Source organism: Streptomyces sp. NPDC052496, from assembly GCF_040679095.1.
Lineage (GTDB): Bacteria > Actinomycetota > Actinomycetes > Streptomycetales > Streptomycetaceae > Streptomyces.
On sequence record NZ_JBFAUH010000008.1, the window covers coordinates 196255 to 214682 of the forward strand.

Sequence of the window (18428 nt, forward strand, 5' to 3'; positions counted from 1 at the left end):
AATAGCTAATGTCGCGTATTGGCAAGCTGCCCATCCAGGTTCCCGCTGGTGTGGACGTCACCATCGACGGCCGCACGGTTTCGGTGAAGGGTCCTAAGGGCTCCCTGCAGCACACCGTCGCCGCGCCCATCGAGGTCGCCAAGGGTGAGGACGGCGTCATCAGCGTCACCCGCCCCAACGACGAGCGTCAGAACAAGGCCCTGCACGGCCTGTCCCGCACGCTGGTGGCGAACATGATCACCGGCGTGACCCAGGGATTCAGCAAGGCGCTCGAGATCAGCGGTGTCGGTTACCGCGTCCAGGCGAAGGGCTCCAACCTGGAGTTCTCGCTCGGTTACAGCCACCCGATCCTGATCGAGGCGCCCGAGGGCATCTCGTTCAAGGTCGAGTCCCCGACCAAGCTGAGCGTCGAGGGCATCGACAAGCAGAAGGTCGGCGAGGTCGCCGCGAACATCCGCAAGCTGCGCAAGCCCGACCCGTACAAGGCCAAGGGCGTCAAGTACGCCGGCGAGGTCATCCGCCGCAAGGTCGGAAAGGCTGGTAAGTAAGCCATGGCATACGGTGTGAAGGTCGCGAAGGGCGACGCCTACAAGCGCGCCGCCGCGAAGCGTCGCCACATCCGCATCCGTAAGCGGATTTCGGGTACGCCGGAGCGTCCGCGTCTGGTCGTGACGCGGTCCAACCGCGGTATCACCGCCCAGGTCATCGACGACATCAAGGGTCACACCCTGGCGTCGGCGTCGACCCTGGACGCGTCGATCCGCGGTGGCGAGGGCAACAAGACGGACCTGGCCAAGCAGGTCGGTTCCCTGGTCGCCGAGCGCGCCAAGGCCGCCGGTGTCGAGGCCGTCGTGTTCGACCGTGGTGGCAAGCAGTACGCCGGGCGGATTGCCGCTCTGGCCGACGCCGCCCGCGAAGCCGGGCTGAAGTTCTAAGCCCCGGTTCCGTAGCTAGCGGACGTAACAGAGAGAGGTAATTCCAATGGCTGGACCCCAGCGCCGCGGGAGCGGTGCCGGTGGCGGCGAGCGGCGGGACCGTAAGGACCGGCGGGACGGCGGCGCAGCTGCCGAGAAGACCGCCTACGTCGAGCGTGTTGTCGCCATCAACCGCGTCGCCAAGGTTGTGAAGGGTGGTCGTCGCTTCAGCTTCACCGCGCTGGTCGTGGTGGGCGACGGTGACGGCACCGTGGGTGTCGGTTACGGCAAGGCCAAGGAGGTGCCGGCCGCCATCGCCAAGGGCGTTGAGGAGGCCAAGAAGCACTTCTTCAAGGTCCCCCGTATCGCCGGCACCATCCCGCACCCGATCCAGGGCGAAGAGGCTGCGGGCGTCGTCCTGCTCAAGCCGGCTTCCCCCGGTACCGGTGTGATCGCCGGTGGCCCGGTGCGCGCCGTGCTGGAGTGCGCGGGCATCCACGACGTGCTGAGCAAGTCGCTCGGTTCGTCGAACCCGATCAACATCGTGCACGCCACGGTGGCCGCTCTGCGGGGCCTGCAGCGCCCCGAGGAGATCGCCGCCCGCCGTGGTCTGCCGCTGGAGGACGTTGCTCCCGCCGCTCTGCTGCGGGCGCGTGCCGGGGTGAACGCGTAATGGCTTCGCTCAAGATCACGCAGACCAAGTCCATCATCGGCAGCAAGCAGAACCACCGCGACACCCTGCGTTCGCTCGGTCTCAAGAAGATCAACGACGTGGTTGTCAAGGAAGACCGTCCCGAGTACCGCGGCATGGTGCACACCGTCCGCCACCTCGTCACGGTCGAGGAGGTCGACTGACATGGCGGAGAACAACCCGCTGAAGGTCCACAACCTCCGTCCTGCCCCGGGTGCCAAGACCGCCAAGACCCGTGTCGGTCGTGGTGAGGCGTCCAAGGGTAAGACCGCAGGTCGTGGTACCAAGGGCACGAAGGCCCGTTACCAGGTTCCGGAGCGCTTCGAGGGTGGGCAGATGCCCCTCCACATGCGCCTCCCGAAGCTGAAGGGCTTCAAGAACCCCGCCCACAAGCAGTTCCAGGTCGTGAACCTGGACAAGCTGGCCGCGCTCTACCCGCAGGGTGGCGAGGTCACGGTGGCCGACCTGGTCGCCAAGGGCGCGGTGCGCAAGAACGAGCTCGTCAAGGTCCTGGGCCAGGGCGAGATCTCCGTGGCGCTGACGGTGACGGTGGACTCCGTCTCCGGCTCCGCCAAGGAGAAGATCACCGCTGCCGGTGGCAGCGTCACCGAGCTCATCTGAGTTCAGTGAACCAACTGACCGGGGATGCCCACGTATTGGGGCATCCCCGGTCGGTCGTTCCAAGGGGGGCGTGGTCGCCGGTAAGGTGGCGTGCACTGTTGCTGTATTTTCCGGGGGTTCTTCCCCCGGGCCCCCGCCGCGTGGGCTAATGTCTGCGCGGTTTTGGCCGCTTTGTATCCGTCATCCTCAAGACCGTCACCTCTCGCTCCAGAGGCGGGAGGCGCAGGAGGCACCGTGCTCACCGCGTTCGCCCGAGCGTTCAAGACGCCCGACCTGCGCAAGAAGCTGCTGTTCACATTGGGCATCGTGCTCGTCTACCGGCTCGGAGCGCACGTTCCGGTACCCGGGGTGAACTACTCCAATGTCGACACCTGCATGAAGCAGGCCGGCGCCAATGGCGGTCTCTTCGGCCTGGTGAACATGTTCAGCGGTGGTGCGCTGCTCCAGATCACGATCTTCGCGCTGGGGATCATGCCGTACATCACGGCAAGCATCATCCTCCAGCTGCTGACCGTGGTCATCCCCCGTCTGGAGGCCCTCAAGAAAGAGGGGCAGTCCGGCCAGGCGAAGATCACTCAGTACACCCGGTACCTGACCGTCGCGCTGGCGGTCCTGCAGGGCACCGGCCTGGTCGCCACCGCCAAGAGCGGCGCGCTGTTCCAGGGCTGCCCCGTCGCCAGCGAGATCGTGCCGAGCGACACGATCTTCACGACCATCACCATGGTCATCACGATGACCGCCGGTACGGCCATGGTCATGTGGCTCGGTGAGCTGGTGACCGACCGTGGCATCGGCAACGGCATGTCGATCCTGATGTTCGTCGGCATCGCGGCCGGCTTCCCCGGCTCGCTGTGGCAGATCAAGATGTCCGGCAAGCTGGCCGACGGCTGGATCGAGTTCTTCTCCGTCATCGTCGTGGGTCTGGCGATGGTCGCCCTGGTCGTCTTCGTCGAGCAGGCCCAGCGGCGGATCCCCGTCCAGTACGCCAAGCGGATGATCGGACGCCGCTCGTACGGCGGTACGTCCACCTACATCCCGCTCAAGGTGAACCAGGCGGGCGTGATCCCCGTCATCTTCGCTTCGTCGCTGCTCTACATCCCGGCGCTGGTGGCACAGTTCAGCGGCTCCAAGGCCGGCTGGGCGACCTGGATCGCAACGAACTTCACCAAGGGCAACCACCCGGTCTACATCGTCACGTACTTCCTGCTGATCGTCTTCTTCGCGTTCTTCTACGTCGCCATCTCCTTCAACCCCGAGGAAGTTGCCGACAACATGAAGAAGTATGGTGGCTTCATCCCGGGGATCCGGGCCGGTCGCCCCACAGCCGAGTACCTCAGCTACGTGCTCAACCGGATCACGTGGCCGGGCTCGCTGTACCTGGGTCTGATCGCGCTGGTGCCCACCGTGGCGTTGGTGCTGTTCAAGGCCAACCAGAACTTCCCGTTCGGCGGGACGAGCATCCTGATCATCGTGGGTGTGGGTCTGGAGACCGTGAAGCAGATCGAGAGCCAGCTCCAGCAGCGCAACTACGAAGGGTTCCTCCGCTGATGCGAATCGTCCTCGTCGGGCCTCCTGGGGCAGGCAAGGGTACGCAGGCCGCGTACCTGGCCAAGAACCTCTCGATCCCGCACATCTCCACGGGCGACCTGTTCCGCGCCAACATCAGCCAGGGCACCGACCTCGGCAAAGAGGCGAAGTCCTACATGGACGCGGGCAACCTGGTCCCCGACTCGGTGACGATCGCGATGGCCGAGGACCGGCTGAACCAGGGGGACGCCGAGCACGGCTTCCTGCTGGACGGCTTCCCGCGCAACCTCGGCCAGGCCGAAGCGCTGGACACCTACCTCAAGGGCCGGGCCGTGAAGCTGGACGCCGTCCTGGACCTGGAGGTCCCCGAGGACGAGGTGGTCAAGCGGATCGCCGGCCGCCGGATCTGCCGCAACGACAGCAGCCATGTCTTCCACGTGGACTACCACCAGCCGAAGACCGAGGGCGTCTGCGACGTCTGCGGCGGTGACCTGTACCAGCGCGAGGACGACCGCGAGGAGACCGTCCGCAAGCGGCTGGAGGTCTACCACACGGAGACCGAGCCGATCATCGACCACTACAAGGCGCAGGACCTGGTCGTCACGATCCCGGCCCTGGGCAAGGTCGACGAGGTCACCCAGCGCGCGATGGCCGCGCTGGGCAAGGGCGAGTAGGCACGAAGAACCACGCGTACGGCCGCGGTGCCCGGACACGGGTGCCGCGGCCGTATCGTGTGTAGAGGCGGCCGTGCGCGGCCGCGGAGCGTCGTAGTAGCCGGTACGAGGAAGGCGTAAGCCCCCATGGTGGAGATCAAGACCCCCGAGCAGATCGCGAAGATGCGCGAGGCAGGGCTGGTGGTCGCCGCCATCCACGCGGCCACCCGGGAGGTGGCGGTGCCCGGCGCCACCACCAAGGACCTGGACGACGCCGCGCGCAAGGTGCTGGCCGAGCACGGCGCCAAGTCGAACTTCCTCGGGTACGGCGGCTTCCCCGCGACGATCTGCACGTCGGTCAACGACGTCGTCGTCCACGGCATCCCGGACACCGAGACCGTTCTCGCGGACGGCGACATCATCTCCATCGACTGCGGCGCGATCATCGACGGCTGGCACGGCGACGCCGCCTACACCGCCTTCGTGGGTTCCGGTCACGCTCCGGAGCTGGTCGAGCTGAGCCGGGTCACCGAGGAGTCCATGTGGGCCGGCATCGCGGCCGTCCGCAAGGGCAACCGCCTGGTCGACATCTCCAAGGCGATCGAGGGCTACATCCGCCGGCAGCCGCGCCCGGCCAACGGCAAGTACGGCATCGTCGAGGACTACGGCGGCCACGGCATCGGCTCGCAGATGCACATGGACCCGCACCTGCTGAACTACGTCGACCGCAAGCGCGGCCGCGGCCCGAAGCTGGTCCCGGGCTTCTGCATCGCCATCGAGCCCATGGTCAACCTGGGTACGGCCAAGACGCACGTGCTGGAAGACGACTGGACGGTCAAGTCGAACGACGGCAGCTGGTCCTCGCACTGGGAGCACTCGGTCGCGCTGACCGAGGAGGGCCCGCTGGTGCTGACCGCCCCCGACGGCGGCAAGGCGAAGCTGGCGGAGCTGGGCATCGAGGCGGCTCCCGATCCGCTGGCCTGACCTCCGCGTACGGCTTCCGGCGCGTCCCCGGCCCCGAGGCGTAACGATCACTGTCCGTGGGCAATAATCGTGGATTCGTCTTTTCGGGAACGCTGACGTAGACTGACGCGTCGGCTGTCGTGCATCCGTGTGCCTGTTTCCCGGGTACGCGTGCGTACGTAGTCGATCAAGGTAGCCGATTCGAAGGGCGAAGCGTGGCCAAGAAGCAAGGTGCCATCGAAATCGAGGGCACCGTGATCGAGTCCCTCCCGAACGCGATGTTCAAGGTGGAGCTTCAGAACGGTCACAAGGTCCTCGCGCACATCAGCGGCAAGATGCGGATGCACTACATCCGTATCCTTCCGGATGACCGGGTCGTCGTGGAGCTGTCTCCCTACGACCTGACGCGTGGCCGGATCGTCTACCGCTACAAGTAGATCTTGTCGGCGTCCCCTTCCGTGGGGCGGCGGCACTGACCCGGAGAACCTCACATCCCATGAAGGTCAAGCCGAGCGTCAAGAAGATCTGCGACAAGTGCAAGGTGATCCGCCGCCACGGCCGGGTCATGGTGATCTGCGACAACCTGCGCCACAAGCAGCGCCAGGGCTGACGCACGCCGACCTCTCTGCATTTCGCAGTATTTTCGCGCGACGCAAACGCACAGTAATACGTACATACGCAGACACCCGACCCCTCGTGTTCGCTCACGCGGGGACGACACCCTCGGCTCGGAGGCCGAGGACCCGGCTCGTAATGCTCCAGCGTCTTACGGGAACGGTGCTGCGGAAGACCTCCGAATACCTCAGGAGCCTATAAATGGCACGCCTCGCAGGCGTTGATCTCCCGCGCGACAAGCGCGTCGAGGTCGCCCTCACCTACGTCTTCGGCATCGGGCGCACCCTGTCGCAGCAGACCCTCGCCGCCACCGGCGTGAACCCGGACACCCGCGTTCGCGACCTGGCCGAGGAAGACCTGGTCAAGATCCGCGAGTACGTGGACAACAACCTCAAGACCGAGGGTGACCTCCGTCGCGAGATCCAGGCCGACATCCGCCGCAAGGTCGAGATCGGCTGCTACCAGGGTCTGCGTCACCGCCGCGGCCTGCCGGTGCACGGTCAGCGCACCAGCACGAACGCCCGTACCCGCAAGGGTCCGCGTCGCGCGATCGCCGGCAAGAAGAAGCCGGGCAAGAAGTAGTCCTCAGCGGACGCTCATCAGCGGTCTTCGCTGTAGGACCGACCACCTCCACCGGGAGTAATACATGCCTCCGAAGGGCCGTACGGCCGGCGCCAAGAAGGTGCGCCGCAAGGAGAAGAAGAACGTCGCCCACGGGCACGCTCACATCAAGAGCACGTTCAACAACACCATCGTTTCGATCACCGACCCCACGGGCAACGTGATCTCCTGGGCCTCGGCGGGCCACGTGGGCTTCAAGGGCTCGCGCAAGTCCACGCCGTTCGCCGCGCAGATGGCTGCCGAGTCGGCCGCCCGCCGCGCGCAGGAGCACGGCATGCGCAAGGTCGACGTCTTCGTCAAGGGCCCCGGCTCCGGCCGTGAGACCGCGATCCGCTCGCTCCAGGCCACCGGCCTGGAGGTCGGCTCGATCCAGGACGTCACCCCCACGCCGCACAACGGCTGCCGTCCCCCCAAGCGTCGTCGCGTCTGACGCTCGCGGCCTGTAAGGGCCGCAGCCTGTCGGTCCGCGCTCCGGCGCGGGCCGTCACCAGGCACTTTTCGGGCGGTACGCCGCGACTCCTGGGAGCCGCGCCGTGCCGCCCGTACCCTTGTAGAAACCGCCGGGCCACCGTCCGGCGCAGCTGGCATCAAATAGCGGGTGCCACGACTGGAAGGCGAAACACCTCATGCTGATCGCTCAGCGTCCCTCGCTGACCGAAGAGGTCGTCGACGAATACCGCTCGCGGTTCGTGATCGAGCCGCTGGAGCCGGGCTTCGGCTACACCCTCGGCAACTCCCTGCGTCGTACGCTCCTCTCCTCGATCCCGGGTGCGGCGGTCACGTCCATCCGCATCGACGGTGTCCTGCACGAGTTCACCACCGTGCCGGGCGTCAAGGAGGACGTCACCGACCTCATCCTCAACATCAAGCAGCTGGTCGTCTCCTCCGAGCACGACGAGCCGGTCGTGATGTACCTGCGCAAGCAGGGCCCCGGCCTGGTCACCGCCGCGGACATCGCGCCGCCGGCCGGTGTCGAGGTGCACAACCCCGACCTGGTCCTCGCCACCCTCAACGGCAAGGGCAAGCTGGAGATGGAGCTGACCGTCGAGCGCGGTCGCGGCTACGTCTCCGCCGTGCAGAACAAGCAGGTCGGCCAGGAGATCGGCCGGATCCCGGTCGACTCCATCTACTCGCCGGTCCTCAAGGTCACCTACAAGGTCGAGGCGACCCGTGTCGAGCAGCGCACCGACTTCGACAAGCTGATCGTCGACGTCGAGACCAAGCAGGCCATGCGTCCCCGTGACGCCATGGCGTCGGCCGGCAAGACCCTGGTCGAGCTGTTCGGTCTGGCCCGCGAGCTCAACATCGACGCCGAGGGCATCGACATGGGCCCGTCCCCGACGGACGCCGCCCTGGCCGCCGACCTGGCGCTGCCGATCGAGGAGCTGGAGCTCACCGTTCGGTCGTACAACTGCCTCAAGCGCGAGGGCATCCACTCCGTGGGTGAGCTCGTCGCCCGCTCCGAGGCCGACCTGCTCGACATCCGCAACTTCGGTGCGAAGTCGATCGACGAGGTCAAGGCGAAGCTGGCCGGCATGGGCCTGGCCCTGAAGGACTCGCCTCCCGGGTTCGACCCGACCGCTGCGGCTGACGCCTTCGGCGCCGATGATGACGCGGATGCCGGGTTCGTGGAGACCGAGCAGTACTGAGCCCGCCTGCGGCGGGTCGGCCGGGAACGGCGGCCCGCCGGTACTTGGGTGCAGGCTTGATCGGCCCTGGGGCTTCGTCCTCAAGCGCCGGACGGGCTTGGTTTGGCCGAGACTGGAAGTGGCGGGGGCGACCCGGCCGCGCCCAGCGCGAAAAGATCTTCCGCGGGGCACCCGCCCCACGGGAACTGACACCGGTACCTGATACGGCCGGTGCAGCAATGAAGGAGAAATACCATGCCGAAGCCCGCCAAGGGCGCCCGTCTGGGCGGCAGCGCTGCGCACGAGCGTCTGATGCTGCGCAACCTGGCCACCAGCCTGTTCGAGCACGGCCGCATCACGACGACCGAGGCCAAGGCCCGCCGTCTGCGTCCGTACGCCGAGCGTCTGGTGACCAAGGCGAAGAAGGGTGACCTTCACAACCGCCGTCAGGTCATGCAGCTGATCTCGGACAAGAGCGTCGTGCACACGCTCTTCACGGAGATCGCGCCCCGCTTCGCGGAGCGTCCGGGTGGTTACACCCGTATCACCAAGATCGGTAACCGTCGTGGCGACAACGCCCCGATGGCCGTCATCGAGCTGGTCGAGGGCGAGATCGCCAAGAAGGCCACCGTTGCCGAGGCCGAGGCCGCGACGAAGCGCGCGGTGAAGGAGTCCGACGAGGCCGCCAAGGCCGAGGACACCAAGGGCGAGGCCGCCGAGGCCCCGGCCGAGGAGTCCAAGGACGCCTGAGCCTGACACAGGCCACCGGACGGGCCCGCTCCCCACAGGGGGGCGGGCCCGTTCCGCTTGAGAGGATGCACGCGTGAGCGATGAAGTGGAGCCCGGGTTCGTACGGGTGCGGCTGGACCTTTCGTACGACGGCAAGGACTTCTCGGGCTGGGCGAAGCAGCGGGCGCGGCGCACGGTCCAGGAGGAGCTGGAGACGGCGCTGCGGACGGTGACGCGGTCGGCGGAGACGTACGAGCTGACCGTGGCGGGGCGGACGGACGCCGGGGTGCACGCGCGCGGCCAGGTGGCGCACGTGGACCTGCCGGCGGAGCTGTGGGCCGAGCACGCGGACAAGCTGCTGCGGCGGCTGGCCGGGCGGCTGCCGAAGGACGTACGGGTGTGGCGCGTCGCCGAGGCGCCGTACGGGTTCAACGCGCGGTTCTCGGCGATCTGGCGGCGGTACGCCTATCGGGTGACGGACCACCCGGGCGGTGTCGATCCGCTGCTGCGCGGCCACGTGCTGTGGCACGACTGGGACCTGGACGTCGAGGCGATGAACGCGGCGTCGCAGGCGTTGCTGGGGGAGCACGACTTCGCGGCGTACTGCAAGCGGCGCGAGGGGGCGACGACGATCCGTACGCTCCAGGAGCTGAGCTGGGTGCGGGACGCGGACGGGATCGTCACCGCGACCGTGAAGGCGGACGCCTTCTGCCACAACATGGTGCGCTCGCTGGTGGGCGCGCTGCTGTTCGTGGGGGACGGGCACCGGCCGGTGGAGTGGCCGGGCAAGGTGCTGGCGGCCGGGGTGCGGGACTCCGCGGTGCACGTCGTACGGCCGCACGGGCTGACCCTGGAGGAGGTCGGCTATCCGGCGGACGACCTGCTCATGGCCCGTAACAAGGAGGCGCGCAACAAGCGGACCCTGCCGGGGGGCGGCTGCTGCTGAGCCGCCCCGGGGCGGGGGTCAGGACTGGGCGCGCGCGACCTTGGCCGCCTGGTCCTTGCCGCGCTGCCAGATGCGGTTGAAGGCGTACGTGCCGCCGTCCCGCGCTATCTGCAGGGCCTTGGCGGACGCCTTGGTGACGGGCGAGCCGTCGAGGTTGCCGGCGATGGTGAAGTACGCGTAGCGGCCGGTGGCGTTGGTGTACATGGTGCAGGCCGTGCCCTGGCAGAAGGAGCCGACGCCGTCGCCCGTCAGCGGCGCGAGGCTGGGCTTGTTGGCGGCCTTGACCTTGAAGGCCGCGGCCTTGGAGTCGAAGACCGCGACGCCGACGGTGACCGCCACGCCGTCCTTGGCGTACGTGGCGCGCAGCAGCTTCTTGCAGCCGTTGTGCTGGAGCACCGAGCCGAGCGCGCCGTGGGTGCCGGCCGTGCAGTCGTCGGTGGCGGCGGTCGTCTTGCGGGGGTAGCTGTTCTTGCCGAGCACCATGGTCTGCTCGGGGAAGAGGGTGGCGGGGGTGAGGGCCGCGGTGTCCTTCTTGGGGTCGGTGATGTAGTCCCGCGGGTTGGGCGGCGGCGGGACGTGCACCTCGGAGAAGGACGGTTTGGGCTCGGCGGGCTCGTCCGGCAGTTTCTGGGCGTGCGGCAGGTCGTTGCCGTTGTTCTTGTTGCTGGTGATCACGGCGGTGGCGACGATGCCCGCCACGGCGACGGTCGCGAGGACGCCGCCGCCGATGAACAGCCAGCGGCGGCGCTTGTCGCGCGACTCGCTCTCGTCGGCGAGCGCCTCCCAGTCAGGAGTCGAGGAGTCCGGTCCCCCGGGGCCGAACGGCCCACCATGCCCAAAGCTCATGCCGCGCATCCTAAACCGGTTGGAGGAACGCAGGGCCGGCGGCGACAATCCGGACCATGGGACATGTGGAGGCCGGGCACCTGGAGTACTACCTGCCGGACGGGCGGGTCCTGCTGGGGGACGTGTCCTTCCGGGTCGGTGAGGGCGCTTCGGTCGCCCTGGTCGGCGCGAACGGGGCGGGCAAGACGACGCTGCTCCGGCTGATCTCGGGGGAGCTGCAGCCGCACGGCGGCGCGGTGACCGTGAGTGGCGGGCTGGGGGTGATGCCGCAGTTCGTGGGTTCGGTGAGGGATGAGCGGACCGTACGGGACCTGCTGGTGTCGGTGGCGCAGCCGCGGATCAGGGAAGCGGCGGCGGCGGTGGACGCCGCCGAGCACGCCGTGATGTCCGTGGACGACGAGGCCGCGCAGATGCAGTACGCGCAGGCGCTGAGCGACTGGGCCGAGGCGCGCGGGTACGAGGCCGAGACGGTGTGGGACATGTGCACCATGGCCGCGCTGGGCGTCCCGTACGAGAAGGCGCAGTGGCGCCAGGTGCGCACGCTCAGCGGGGGTGAGCAGAAGCGGCTGGTGCTGGAGTCGCTGCTGCGCGGCACCGACGAGGTGCTGCTGCTGGACGAGCCGGACAACTACCTGGACGTGCCGGGCAAGCGCTGGCTGGAGGAGCGGCTGCGCGAGACGAAGAAGACGGTGCTGTTCGTCAGCCACGACCGGGAGCTGCTGGCCCGTTCCGCCGAGAAGATCGTCAGCGTCGAGCCGGGGCCCGCCGGGTCGGACGTGTGGGTGCACGGTGGCGGCTTCGGCACGTACCACCAGGCACGCAAGGAACGTTTCGCGCGCTTCGAGGAGCTGCGGCGGCGCTGGGACGAGAAGCACGCGCAGCTGAAGAAGCTGGTGCGCAACCTGCGGCAGGCCGCGGAGATCAGCCACGAGCTGGCCACCCGGTACCACGCCGCACAGACCCGGCTGCGCAAGTTCGAGGAGGCCGGGCCGCCGCCGGAGCCGCCGCGCGAGCAGGACATCACCATGCGGCTCAAGGGCGGCCGTACCGGTGTGCGGGCCGTGACCTGCGAGAACCTTGAGCTGACCGGGCTGATGAAGCCGTTCGACCTGGAGGTCTTCTACGGGGAGCGGGTCGCGGTGCTGGGCTCGAACGGCTCCGGGAAGTCGCACTTCCTGCGGCTGCTGGCCGGGGAGGACGTCGCTCACACGGGGAGGTGGAAGCTGGGCGCGCGCGTGGTGCCCGGTCACTTCGCGCAGACCCACGCGCACCCGGAGCTGGAGGGCCGCACCCTTCTGGACATCCTGTGGACGGAACACGCCAAGGACCGGGGCAAGGCGATGAGCGCGCTGCGCCGGTACGAGCTGGAGCGCCAGGCCGAGCAGCGCTTCGACCGGCTGTCGGGCGGCCAGCAGGCGCGCTTCCAGATCCTGCTGCTGGAGCTGGCGGGGACCACCGCCCTGCTGCTGGACGAGCCGACCGACAACCTCGACCTGGAGAGCGCGGAGGCGCTCCAGGAGGGGCTGGAGGCGTACGAGGGGACGGTGCTGGCGGTGACGCACGACCGCTGGTTCGCGCGGTCCTTCGACCGGTACCTGGTCTTCGGTGCGGACGGGCGGGTGCGGGAGACGGCGGAGCCGGTGTGGGACGAGCGCCGGGTGGAGCGGAAACGGTAGTCCGGGGCAGCCGTTCGGGGCGCGTCCGGTGGTGGGGCCGTGGGGGCGGCTCTTAGATGGACGCATGAGCGCGGAGAAAACGGTCATAGCGGGCGCTGAAGAGGGCGGGGCCGCGGCCGTGGCCCCGGGCTCGCCGGTGGTGGCCTGGCTGCTGCGGCGGGCCTCCTGGCCGCTGTGGGGCGTGGCCGGCGCGCTGATGGTGGCGGTGATCTTCAACGTCCAGCGGCACAGCCCCACCGTCGGCATGGACAACGACTTCGTGGTCAAGGCCGCGCGGGCGCTGCTGCGCGGCGAGGCGCCGTACGCCGACAAGCGGTTCCTGTACCTGCCGAGCGCGGTACCGGCCGCGGTGCCCGAGGCGCTGCTGTCCGCCGGGAAGCTGCGGCTGCTGGTACCGGTGGCGGGAGTGGGGCTGGTGGTGCTGGGCTGGGCCGTCTCGCTGCGGATCTTCCGGATCTCCGTACGGAGCCGGCTGGCGGTGCTCGGGGTGGCGGCCCTGGCGTTCTTCGAGCCGTTCCGCAACGTGGTGAACATCGGGAACTGGACGCTCGCCTCCGTGGCGGCACTGCCCGTGGTGCTGCTGCTGGCGCTGCGCTCCCGGTGGGTGGCCGCGGGCGCGGTCCTCGGGCTCGCGCTGGCCCTCAAGCCGCTGCTGGCGCCGCTGCTCCTGCTGCTGGTCCTGGCGCGGCGGTGGCAGGCCCTGGCGGTGGCGGTGGCGGTACCCGTCGTGGCGTCGGTGTCGGCGGCGCTGGTGATGCCGCACCCCGGGATGTTCTTCACCCGTACGCTGCCGTTCCTGCTGCGCGGCCAGGACAGCTTCGCGCGGCCCTTCGACGCCTCGCTCGGCATGATCCTGACCCGGCTGGGCGTACCGGAGACCGCGGCGTACGGAGTGGCCGCGGTGGCCGCGGTGGCGGGGTCCGGGTGCGCCTGGGCGCGCTGGCGGCGGGGCGACGAGGGGCCGCTGCGGCTCGTCGAGACGGCCGCGATGCTGATGCTCGCGGCGTTCCTGGTGTCCAGGCCGTCCTTCGACCACTATCTGCTGGTGGTGCTGCCGCCGCTGGTGGCCTCCGTGGTCCTGCCCGGTTCGGCGCCCCGCACGGTCTGGTTCTGGGCCGCTCTCGTGCCGCAGGTCAGCGGGCTGGTCTGGCCGCATCTGGAGGGGCTGCACCGGCGGGCCTTCAAGGACGCGGCGATGCTGTGGACCGTCGCGGCCGTGCTGGCGTGGTCCTGTGTCCGGCCGCGGGTGCTGCGGGCGGTGGCTATCATGCCGGTGGGGCCCGAGAGCGCGGATCGCACGCCGGTTCGGGACGTGTTTTGACCCGGCTGGGGGCGGCCCGGTATTCTGCCAGTTCGTTATGCGTATTGGCTTGCTCTATCTCACGTGAGGGGCCCTTACGCCGGTCCACCGGGCCGATGACCAGCGGCAGGATCCGGGTTGCGTCACCCGTGGTCCGCCAGTGCCGGTCGATCGGCCGAGGTGACCAGTACAGGACCCTATTCACTGAAGAAGCGAAGGCTAACCGTGCGTACGTTCAGCCCCAAGCCCGGCGATGTCCAGCGCCAGTGGCACATCATTGACGCCCAGGACGTCGTCCTGGGCCGTCTGGCCTCCCAGGCCGCTTCCCTCCTGCGGGGTAAGCACAAGCCGGTGTACGCGCCGCACGTCGACACCGGCGACTTCGTCGTCATCATCAACGCCGACAAGGTGCACCTGTCCGGCAACAAGCGCAGCCAGAAGATGGCCTACCGCCACTCCGGCTTCCCGGGTGGTCTGCGCTCGGTCCGTTACGACGAGCTTCTCGACAAGAACCCCGAGAAGGCCGTCGAGAAGGCCATCAAGGGCATGCTCCCCAAGAACACCCTGGGCCGTCAGATGCTCTCGAAGCTGAAGGTCTACGCGGGCGCCGAGCACCCGCACGCTGCCCAGCAGCCGGTCCCGTTCGAGATCACCCAGGTCGCGCAGTAAGTCCGGCCACCCCCTAAGACGAAGAGAATCTGAGGAGAATCGTGGCTGAGACCACCCCCGAGACCCCGCTGGACGAGGTCGAGGAGTACACCACCGAGACCGAGGTTCCGCTGGAGGGTGAGTACACCTCCGAGTCGCTCGCCTCGCGCTTCGGCGACCCGCAGCCGGCTGCCGGCCTCGGCCGTCGCAAGAACGCGATCGCCCGCGTGCGGATCATCCCGGGCACCGGCCAGTGGAAGATCAACGGTCGCACCCTTGAGGGTTACTTCCCGAACAAGGTGCACCAGCAGGAAGTCAACGAGCCCTTCAAGGTGCTCGAACTCGACAACCGCTACGACGTGGTCGCCCGCATCTCCGGCGGCGGCATCTCCGGCCAGGCCGGTGCGCTGCGCCTGGGCGTGGCCCGTGCGCTGAACGAGGCGGACGAGGACAACAACCGCGGCCCGCTGAAGAAGGCCGGCTTCCTCAAGCGCGACGACCGTGCGGTCGAGCGCAAGAAGGCCGGTCTCAAGAAGGCCCGCAAGGCGCCGCAGTACAGCAAGCGCTAATTGCCGCTTGGCTGCTCGCGCGGCTCTTGGCGAACGCCCCGGTGGCACCATGCGTGCTGCCGGGGCGTTCGGCTATCCGGGACCAGCGGCGTATACCTGGACGCAATGCTCTGGTCCACGTACATCAACTCGGAGGACACCAGTGGGACGACTCTTCGGCACGGACGGTGTGCGCGGTGTCGCCAACGCCGATCTGACGGCCGAGCTGGCGCTCGGTCTCTCGGTCGCGGCGGCGCACGTGCTCGCGGAGGCGGGCACTTTTGAAGGCCACCGGCCGGTGGCCGTGGTCGGGCGCGATCCGAGAGCGTCGGGGGAGTTCCTGGAGGCCGCCGTGGTCGCGGGCCTGGCCAGCGCGGGTGTGGACGTGCTGCGGGTGGGCGTGCTGCCGACCCCGGCCGTGGCGTACCTCACCGGGTCGCTCGGCGCCGACCTGGGCGTGATGCTCTCCGCCAGCCACAACCCGATGCCCGACAACGGCATCAAGTTCTTCGCCCGCGGCGGCCACAAGCTCGCCGACGAGCTGGAGGACCGCATTGAGCGCACGTACCGGGCGCACAGCTCCGGCGAGCCGTGGGACCGGCCGACCGGCTCCGGTGTGGGCCGGGTCAAGGACTACGACCAGGGCTTCGACAATTACGTCGCCCACCTGGTGGGAGTGCTCCCCAACCGCCTCGACGGCCTGAAGGTCGTCATCGACGGCGCGCACGGCGCGGCCTCCCGGGTCTCCCCGGAGGCGTTCGCCCGGGCCGGCGCCGAGGTCGTCACGATCGGCACCGACCCCGACGGCCTGAACATCAACGACGGCTGCGGCTCCACGCACATCGCGGGCCTGTGCGCCGCGGTCGTCGAGCACGGCGCCGACCTCGGCGTGGCGCACGACGGTGACGCGGACCGCTGCCTGGCGGTGGACCGCGACGGCAACGAGATCGACGGCGACCAGATCCTGGCCGTCCTCGCCCTCGGCATGCGCGAGGCCGGGACGCTGCGCAAGGACACCGTCGTGGCGACCGTCATGTCCAACCTGGGCTTCAAGCTGGCCATGGAGCGCGAGGGCCTGACCTTCGTGCAGACCGCGGTCGGCGACCGGTACGTCCTGGAGGAGATGAAGGCCGGCGGGTTCGCGCTCGGCGGCGAGCAGTCCGGGCACGTCATCGCGCTGGACCACGCCACGACCGGCGACGGCACCCTCACCGGCCTGATGCTGGCCGCCCGCGTCGCGGCGACCGGCCGCCCGCTGGGCGAGCTGGCGGGCGTCATGGAGCGCCTGCCGCAGGTGCTGGTCAACGTGCCGGACGTGGACAAGACCCGGGTCGGTACGTCGCCGGAGGTCACCTCGGCCGTCGCTGAGGCGGAGCGCGAGCTGGGCGCCACCGGACGCGTCCTGCTGCGCCCCTCGGGCACCGAGCCGCTGGTACGGGTCATGGTCGAGGCCGCCGACATCGAGCAGGCGGGGGCCGTGGCCGGCCGCCTGGCGGACGTGGTGAAGTCGGCGCTGGGCTGAGGCCACCGGCTCTCAGCCGCGTACGCGCTTCCTGCTGGCCCAGAACCCCTTCTGGGCCAGCAGGGTCAGCGTGCCCGCGACGACGATCCCGGCCAGGTTCAGCAGGAGCTGTTGCGTGGAGCCCCACGCCTGCTGGTACGAGCTGTAGCCGAAGGCGACGGCGGCGTTGGCGGCGGCCGGGACGGTGGTGACCGAGATCGCCACACCGACCAGGGCGCCGGACTTCGCCGAGGTCAGCGACAGCGTCCCGGCGGCGCCGGCGAGCAGGGCCACGACGAAGGACATCGGGTCCGGCTGCCAGATGAACGAGGTGTTGGGCCGCGCCCCCTCGACCTGGCTCTCCTTGAACAGCCCCACCGCGTCCATGACCATGCTGAACCCCGCCGTCAGCGCCATCGCCACCGCGAAGCCCACGACCAGCGCCAGCAGGGAGCGCCAGGCCAGCCGGGGCGCGCGGCGCACCAGGGCCGTACAGACGCCGGCCAGCGGGCCGAACTCGGGGCCGACGGCCATCGCGCCGACGATGAGGATCGCGTTGTCCAGCACCACGCCGCAGGCCGCGAGCATCGTGGCGAGCGTCAGGAACGCCAGGTAGGTGACGGAGAGCGTGGACTCCTCGTGGGTGGCGTCGGTCAGCGACTCCCACAGCACGGCGTCCACGCCCTCGCCGGGTGCGTCCTTCTCCGCCTGGTCCGCGCGGGTGGACAGGGACAGGTCGACGTTCTCGACGGCGATCGAGCCGTCCCGGTCGATGCCGAGCGCCCGCAGCTCGTGCAGCAGGCCGTCACCGGCCTCGCGGGCCACGTCGCACAGGATCACGTCCCCCTGAGGTTCGCGCGCGGCGCCGGTCAGGACGGCGAGGTGGGCGGTGCCGACGGTGTTCTCCACCAGGCGCAGCACGGCCTGCGTACGGTCGGCGGGGACGATCAGGCGCAGGTGCAGCACGGTGTACCTCTCGTGGAAGGCGGCGGATTCCCGTCGTCAGAGCTTGCGCAGGGACAGCCGCTGCACCTTGTGGTCGGGGCCCTTGCGCAGCACGAGGTTGGCGCGGCCGCGGGTCGGCGCTACGTTCTGTTCCAGGTTGGGCTTGTTGACGGTGCGCCACATCATCCGCGCGTAGTCGAGGGCTTCTTCCTCGGAGACCTGGGTGTACTTGCGGAAGTACGAGAACGGGTTCTGGAAGGCGGTCTCGCGCAGCTTGCGGAAGCGGCCCAGGTACCAGCGTTCGATGTCCTCCGTGCGGGCGTCCACGTACACCGAGAAGTCGAAGAAGTCGGCGAGGCCGAGCCGGGTGCGGCCGTCCTTGCCGGGCAGGGCGGGCTGCAGGACGTTCAGGCCCTCGACGATGAGGATGTCGGGCCGGTGCACGGTCAGCCGTTCGCCGGGCACGATGTCGTAGATCAGGTGGGAGTAGACCGGGGCGCTGACCTCGGACTTGCCGGACTTCACGTCGGCCACGAAGCGGGTCAGGGCGCGGCGGTCGTAGGACTCGGGGAAGCCCTTGCGCGACATCAGGCCGCGGCGGTGCAGCTCGGCGTTGGGGAACAGGAAGCCGTCGGTGGTGACCAGTTCGACGCGCGGGTGCTCCGGCCAGCGGGCCAGCAGGGCCTGGAGGAGCCGGGCGGTGGTGGACTTGCCGACCGCGACGCTGCCCGCGACCCCTATGACGAACGGGGTGCCGGGCTGTGCGCCGTGGCCGCCGCCCGCGTCGCCGAGGAAGGTGTTCAGCGCGCCGCGCAGGCTGCTGGACGCGCCCACGTACAGGTTGAGCAGGCGCGACAGCGGGAGGTAGACGTCGCGCACCTCGTCCAGGTCGATCACGTCACCCAGGCCGCGCAGCCGCTCGACCTCCTCGGCGGTCAGCGGCAGCGGGGTCTTCTCCCGCAGGGCGCTCCACTCGGCGCGCGTCAGGTCGACGTACGGCGTGCGCTCGGCGCGGCGGCGGTGCTGCGACTCGGTCGGCTCTGTGGTGAGGGGCAC

General features: G+C 69.3%; 23 protein-coding genes. 20 read left to right on the forward strand and 3 right to left on the reverse strand.

What is annotated here, in order from left to right:
* Nucleotides 1–8 precede the first annotated feature (8 nt).
* From rplF to truA, 15 genes are all read left to right on the forward strand, one after another.
* Nucleotides 9–548: a 50S ribosomal protein L6 gene (rplF, locus tag AB0L45_RS13855; RefSeq protein WP_365839341.1), complete on the forward strand. Its 540-nt coding sequence runs from the start codon at nucleotides 9–11 to the stop codon at nucleotides 546–548.
* Nucleotides 549–551: 3 nt separating this feature from the next.
* Nucleotides 552–935 (forward strand): 50S ribosomal protein L18, encoded by a 384-nt coding sequence (gene rplR, locus AB0L45_RS13860; RefSeq protein WP_030375637.1) that lies wholly within the window; start codon nucleotides 552–554, stop codon nucleotides 933–935.
* Between the two features lie 46 nt (nucleotides 936–981).
* Entirely contained in the window at nucleotides 982–1587 is a 606-nt protein-coding gene (rpsE, locus tag AB0L45_RS13865; protein WP_004571838.1) for a 30S ribosomal protein S5, read from the forward strand.
* Nucleotides 1587–1769: a 50S ribosomal protein L30 gene (gene rpmD / locus AB0L45_RS13870; protein ID WP_030016980.1), complete on the forward strand. Its 183-nt coding sequence runs from the start codon at nucleotides 1587–1589 to the stop codon at nucleotides 1767–1769. Before rpsE ends, rpmD begins: the two co-directional genes overlap by 1 nt.
* A 1-nt stretch (nucleotide 1770) precedes the next feature.
* The gene (gene rplO / locus AB0L45_RS13875; protein WP_004571840.1) at nucleotides 1771–2226 is read left to right on the forward strand and encodes a 50S ribosomal protein L15; all 456 of its coding nucleotides are present in this window, start codon (nucleotides 1771–1773) and stop codon (nucleotides 2224–2226) included.
* 234 nt (nucleotides 2227–2460) lie between these two features.
* Complete coding sequence (gene secY, locus AB0L45_RS13880) at nucleotides 2461–3774, forward strand: preprotein translocase subunit SecY (protein ID WP_365839344.1); 1314 nt, start codon at nucleotides 2461–2463, stop codon at nucleotides 3772–3774.
* On the forward strand, nucleotides 3774–4427 hold the full coding sequence (locus AB0L45_RS13885; RefSeq protein WP_365839346.1) for an adenylate kinase: 654 nt from the start codon (nucleotides 3774–3776) through the stop codon (nucleotides 4425–4427). The genes secY and AB0L45_RS13885 overlap by 1 nt, the downstream gene beginning before the upstream one ends.
* 126 nt (nucleotides 4428–4553) lie before the next feature.
* Entirely contained in the window at nucleotides 4554–5390 is an 837-nt protein-coding gene (gene map / locus AB0L45_RS13890; RefSeq protein WP_360124488.1) for a type I methionyl aminopeptidase, read from the forward strand.
* A gap of 194 nt (nucleotides 5391–5584) precedes the next feature.
* Nucleotides 5585–5806, forward strand: a complete 222-nt coding sequence (gene infA / locus AB0L45_RS13895) for a translation initiation factor IF-1 (protein WP_003956442.1) — start codon at nucleotides 5585–5587, stop codon at nucleotides 5804–5806.
* A 59-nt stretch (nucleotides 5807–5865) separates the two neighbouring features.
* Nucleotides 5866–5979: a 50S ribosomal protein L36 gene (gene rpmJ / locus AB0L45_RS13900; protein WP_003956441.1), complete on the forward strand. Its 114-nt coding sequence runs from the start codon at nucleotides 5866–5868 to the stop codon at nucleotides 5977–5979.
* Between the two features lie 206 nt (nucleotides 5980–6185).
* Nucleotides 6186–6566, forward strand: a complete 381-nt coding sequence (rpsM, locus tag AB0L45_RS13905) for a 30S ribosomal protein S13 (RefSeq protein WP_004571844.1) — start codon at nucleotides 6186–6188, stop codon at nucleotides 6564–6566.
* Between the two features lie 64 nt (nucleotides 6567–6630).
* Nucleotides 6631–7035, forward strand: a complete 405-nt coding sequence (gene rpsK, locus AB0L45_RS13910; protein WP_004571845.1) for a 30S ribosomal protein S11 — start codon at nucleotides 6631–6633, stop codon at nucleotides 7033–7035.
* A gap of 196 nt (nucleotides 7036–7231) precedes the next feature.
* Entirely contained in the window at nucleotides 7232–8254 is a 1023-nt protein-coding gene (locus AB0L45_RS13915; protein WP_003956430.1) for a DNA-directed RNA polymerase subunit alpha, read from the forward strand.
* Nucleotides 8255–8488: 234 nt separating this feature from the next.
* The gene (rplQ, locus tag AB0L45_RS13920) at nucleotides 8489–8983 is read left to right on the forward strand and encodes a 50S ribosomal protein L17 (protein WP_004571846.1); all 495 of its coding nucleotides are present in this window, start codon (nucleotides 8489–8491) and stop codon (nucleotides 8981–8983) included.
* A gap of 73 nt (nucleotides 8984–9056) precedes the next feature.
* Nucleotides 9057–9908, forward strand: coding sequence for a tRNA pseudouridine(38-40) synthase TruA (gene truA / locus AB0L45_RS13925; protein WP_365839349.1), 852 nt, complete (start codon nucleotides 9057–9059; stop codon nucleotides 9906–9908).
* Between the two features lie 18 nt (nucleotides 9909–9926).
* On the opposite strand, the gene AB0L45_RS13930 is transcribed toward truA, so the two are convergent.
* A complete protein-coding gene (locus AB0L45_RS13930) occupies nucleotides 9927–10754 on the reverse strand; it encodes a hypothetical protein (RefSeq protein WP_365839351.1) in 828 nt (275 codons plus the stop codon).
* A 56-nt stretch (nucleotides 10755–10810) separates the two neighbouring features.
* Here AB0L45_RS13930 and AB0L45_RS13935 point away from each other — a divergent pair, with 56 nt between their 5' ends.
* The 5 genes from AB0L45_RS13935 (at nucleotide 10811) to glmM (ending at nucleotide 16448) form a co-directional block, all read left to right on the forward strand.
* Nucleotides 10811–12430 (forward strand): ATP-binding cassette domain-containing protein, encoded by a 1620-nt coding sequence (locus AB0L45_RS13935; RefSeq protein WP_365839353.1) that lies wholly within the window; start codon nucleotides 10811–10813, stop codon nucleotides 12428–12430.
* A 64-nt stretch (nucleotides 12431–12494) separates the two neighbouring features.
* The gene (locus tag AB0L45_RS13940; RefSeq protein ID WP_365839355.1) at nucleotides 12495–13751 is read left to right on the forward strand and encodes a glycosyltransferase 87 family protein; all 1257 of its coding nucleotides are present in this window, start codon (nucleotides 12495–12497) and stop codon (nucleotides 13749–13751) included.
* Between the two features lie 204 nt (nucleotides 13752–13955).
* Nucleotides 13956–14399 (forward strand): 50S ribosomal protein L13, encoded by a 444-nt coding sequence (gene rplM, locus AB0L45_RS13945; protein WP_360124467.1) that lies wholly within the window; start codon nucleotides 13956–13958, stop codon nucleotides 14397–14399.
* Between the two features lie 41 nt (nucleotides 14400–14440).
* Entirely contained in the window at nucleotides 14441–14947 is a 507-nt protein-coding gene (rpsI, locus tag AB0L45_RS13950; RefSeq protein WP_030589680.1) for a 30S ribosomal protein S9, read from the forward strand.
* Nucleotides 14948–15089: 142 nt separating this feature from the next.
* A complete protein-coding gene (gene glmM / locus AB0L45_RS13955; RefSeq protein ID WP_365839357.1) occupies nucleotides 15090–16448 on the forward strand; it encodes a phosphoglucosamine mutase in 1359 nt (452 codons plus the stop codon).
* A 12-nt stretch (nucleotides 16449–16460) separates the two neighbouring features.
* Here the strand turns inward: glmM and AB0L45_RS13960 are convergent, their stop codons facing one another.
* On the reverse strand, nucleotides 16461–17393 hold the full coding sequence (locus AB0L45_RS13960; RefSeq protein ID WP_365839359.1) for a DUF389 domain-containing protein: 933 nt from the start codon (nucleotides 17391–17393) through the stop codon (nucleotides 16461–16463).
* A gap of 36 nt (nucleotides 17394–17429) precedes the next feature.
* Complete coding sequence (coaA, locus tag AB0L45_RS13965) at nucleotides 17430–18428, reverse strand: type I pantothenate kinase (RefSeq protein WP_365839361.1); 999 nt, start codon at nucleotides 18426–18428, stop codon at nucleotides 17430–17432.

Coding starts and splice junctions, on each gene's coding strand:
- rplF (WP_365839341.1), top strand. CDS start 9: ATGTCGCGTATTGGCAAGCTGCCCATCCAGGTTCCCGCTGGTGTGGAC.
- rplR (WP_030375637.1), top strand. CDS start 552: ATGGCATACGGTGTGAAGGTCGCGAAGGGCGACGCCTACAAGCGCGCC.
- rpsE (WP_004571838.1), top strand. CDS start 982: ATGGCTGGACCCCAGCGCCGCGGGAGCGGTGCCGGTGGCGGCGAGCGG.
- rpmD (WP_030016980.1), top strand. CDS start 1,587: ATGGCTTCGCTCAAGATCACGCAGACCAAGTCCATCATCGGCAGCAAG.
- rplO (WP_004571840.1), top strand. CDS start 1,771: ATGGCGGAGAACAACCCGCTGAAGGTCCACAACCTCCGTCCTGCCCCG.
- AB0L45_RS13885 (WP_365839346.1), top strand. CDS start 3,774: ATGCGAATCGTCCTCGTCGGGCCTCCTGGGGCAGGCAAGGGTACGCAG.
- map (WP_360124488.1), top strand. CDS start 4,554: ATGGTGGAGATCAAGACCCCCGAGCAGATCGCGAAGATGCGCGAGGCA.
- rpmJ (WP_003956441.1), top strand. CDS start 5,866: ATGAAGGTCAAGCCGAGCGTCAAGAAGATCTGCGACAAGTGCAAGGTG.
- rpsM (WP_004571844.1), top strand. CDS start 6,186: ATGGCACGCCTCGCAGGCGTTGATCTCCCGCGCGACAAGCGCGTCGAG.
- rpsK (WP_004571845.1), top strand. CDS start 6,631: ATGCCTCCGAAGGGCCGTACGGCCGGCGCCAAGAAGGTGCGCCGCAAG.
- AB0L45_RS13915 (WP_003956430.1), top strand. CDS start 7,232: ATGCTGATCGCTCAGCGTCCCTCGCTGACCGAAGAGGTCGTCGACGAA.
- rplQ (WP_004571846.1), top strand. CDS start 8,489: ATGCCGAAGCCCGCCAAGGGCGCCCGTCTGGGCGGCAGCGCTGCGCAC.
- AB0L45_RS13930 (WP_365839351.1), bottom strand. CDS start 10,754: ATGAGCTTTGGGCATGGTGGGCCGTTCGGCCCCGGGGGACCGGACTCC.
- AB0L45_RS13935 (WP_365839353.1), top strand. CDS start 10,811: ATGGGACATGTGGAGGCCGGGCACCTGGAGTACTACCTGCCGGACGGG.
- AB0L45_RS13940 (WP_365839355.1), top strand. CDS start 12,495: ATGAGCGCGGAGAAAACGGTCATAGCGGGCGCTGAAGAGGGCGGGGCC.